Here is a 2472-nt window from a genome sequence, read left to right on the forward strand (position 1 = left end):
CGGCAGCGTTCGCAGGCGCAGCCGCCCTCGTCGTAAGGCCAAGAACAGAAATAATCGAGCTCGATATCGCTCAACCTTCGCAGCATCTCGCGCATATTGCCTAGAATGTACTCGCGAGCGCCGGGCGCGTTGGGGCAGATGTTATTGCCGTGATTGCCCCTGCGTCCCAACGGGTCCGGATTCGGCACGGCGCGGAACGCCTCGACCGGCGTCTTGAAATCTTGGTTGGGGCATACGAGAATGCCCACGTCCAAGCCTAGCTGCTTCGCGGCCAGGAACATGCTTCGAATCTGCGCGAAGCTTTTGTTCGTTTCCGGATCGTCCCAGCCGTTCAGATTAATAATCGGAAATACCAGTACGATGCTATTGACGCCCCACAGCGCCAAATCCTCCAAATAGCGAACGACTTCCGCCCGAGGCGCGACATGGTACCAATTGAAGAAATGGCTGGCGAGGTACATGCCCCTGACCTTCCCTTGCGGAACCGATTCGCCCGTCCAGTCGTCCGGTACGATTCCATCGGACACGTAGTCGGCATGATGCAGGAAATGTCCGACCCCGTACAGCAATCCTCTCGCATCGTTCCCGACGATGCGAACGGTCCCGGATTCGGGTCTTTCGATGCGGAATCCCTCCGTCCCGGGACCCTCCGCGATCGATAATTCCAGCGTCAGTATCGCTCCTCCGACCGTGGAATCGAATGTGCAGCGTTCAGCCAGCCTGTCTAGCAGGATCGCCGACACTGCTTCCGTCTCCGGATTTCCCGCTTCCGCTCGTACACGAATCGAACGGAATGCGGGGCGTTCCGGAGAGGGCTGCAGTTGCGTCATAGTCTTGTAGTTCCCCTTTCGTCGCATTACGCAGGAAGAAGCCGACGCGAGCGCCGTCTTCTTCCCGCTCCGAACCGAACCTTAGTAATGCAGATTCAGTTCGTGAATGGACCAATAGAATGTGTTGTCCGTGCCGGTCTGAACGATCTTCAGATGCTGCGTCGTACGAACCGGGAACGTAATTTCCGTCACCGCGCCGTTGCCGTATCCGCGGGCGATGACCGTGCTCCAGTCGTTCCCGTCGGAGGATACTCTTACTTCATACTGCCTCGGATAATCGGCCGGGCTGCCGCTCGTATCCAGGACGATCTTGTAGAACGTCTGCGGCGTCTGGAAGTCGATCCGGTACGATTGCTCGGATTGCGTTCCCTGCGGCCAATTCGTATCCCAACGTGTGGCCGAGTCCCCGTCGGTGGCCGCTCCCGCCGCGGCGTCGTTCATCGATGCCGACTCGTCCCATCCGCTTCGGTCCAAGACGCCGCCTGGGAACCATCCTACGTTCAACTCATGGATCGACCAGTAGGTGTTCGTGCTTTCTCCGGTCTGTTCCAATTTGATATACTGCTTGGTTTGGTCTGCGAAACGGATGATCGTGACCGCCTCGGTCCCCATGCCTTCCGCGATCGGCGTCCCCCACGTTTGACCGTCGTCCGACACGTACACTTTGTAGCCGCGCGGGTAGTCGTAGGGACTGTCGGAAGTGTCCAGCTTGATTTGATTGAAGGTCTTCGGCGATTTCATATCGAGCACGTAGATTTGCGCCGGTTGATCCGGCAATTGTTCCGGCTCTTGGAACGCGTTCGTGCTCCATCGCGTAGTCGCGATGCCATCCAAGGCGTAACCGAAGTCGCTGCCCGACCCTTCGCCCGTCCAATCGGCGCGATCCAGATACCCGCTGCCGCCCGTCGTCTCGGTCGGAGTATAGAACTCGATCTCGCTCACATTGCCGTAAGCATTATTAGGCGCCAAATAGCGAAGGTAACGGTACGCCGTCGTTTGATCGTTGACGGCGATCGTGTTCCAGCCCGCGGCGACGCTTCCGATCGGATTCGTCAAGTCGACGAAGCCGTCCGTCTCGCTCGTATTCGAGCCTTGGAAGACGCCGTTCAGCATGCGTCCTTCCTGGCCGATTCTCGGATGGAACTTGATTTGCGCGACGCGCTTCTCGTTGCCGGCGCCGAGGTCGATGCCCGTATAGCCGCCGTCCGGATGCATGTAATCGAAGTAGGTCGCCGGGTCGGTATCGAACGCCTTCTCGTATCCTGTGTCCGCCGTCCAAGATGGCGTGGAACCGAACGGCGCGCCTTCGATTTCCGTCAACTCGGAGTCCGGCGGCGCAATGACCGGCGGCGCCGTCGGAGGACCCGGCTGCACCGGCGGAGTCGTCGGCGACCGATCCGTCGACGCAAGCCCGTTGCCCACGATATCGTAGTTCTGCGTGCCGAGGTTATAATGCCAGTCGTTCGGATCGATGTTGTAAAACGCATTGTTTCGCAAGGTAAGGCCATAAGCCTTCAGCAATCCTTGGAACAAGTACTTCTTGGATTCCACATAATTGTTCTCGTAGATCGTATTCGTCGAATCGCCGTTCGGGGTAACGATGCCGTTGGCCGGGTCGTCGTCGTTATACCCGATGTGCGCG

2 protein-coding genes are annotated in these 2472 nt (G+C 58.6%); both read right to left on the reverse strand.

The features are described 5' to 3' along the window. Nucleotides 1-830, reverse strand: an 830-nt coding sequence (locus VEZ38_RS08620) for a hypothetical protein (RefSeq protein ID WP_324892940.1), incomplete at its 3' end; no start/stop codon positions are given. An 81-nt stretch (nt 831-911) separates the two neighbouring features. Beyond that, the coding region (locus VEZ38_RS08625; RefSeq protein ID WP_324892941.1) for a discoidin domain-containing protein at nt 912-2472 on the reverse strand (1561 nt) is incomplete at its 5' end.

Origin of the sequence: Paenibacillus sp. (assembly GCF_035645235.1) — a bacterium.
Taxonomy (GTDB): domain Bacteria; phylum Bacillota; class Bacilli; order Paenibacillales; family YIM-B00363; genus Paenibacillus_AE.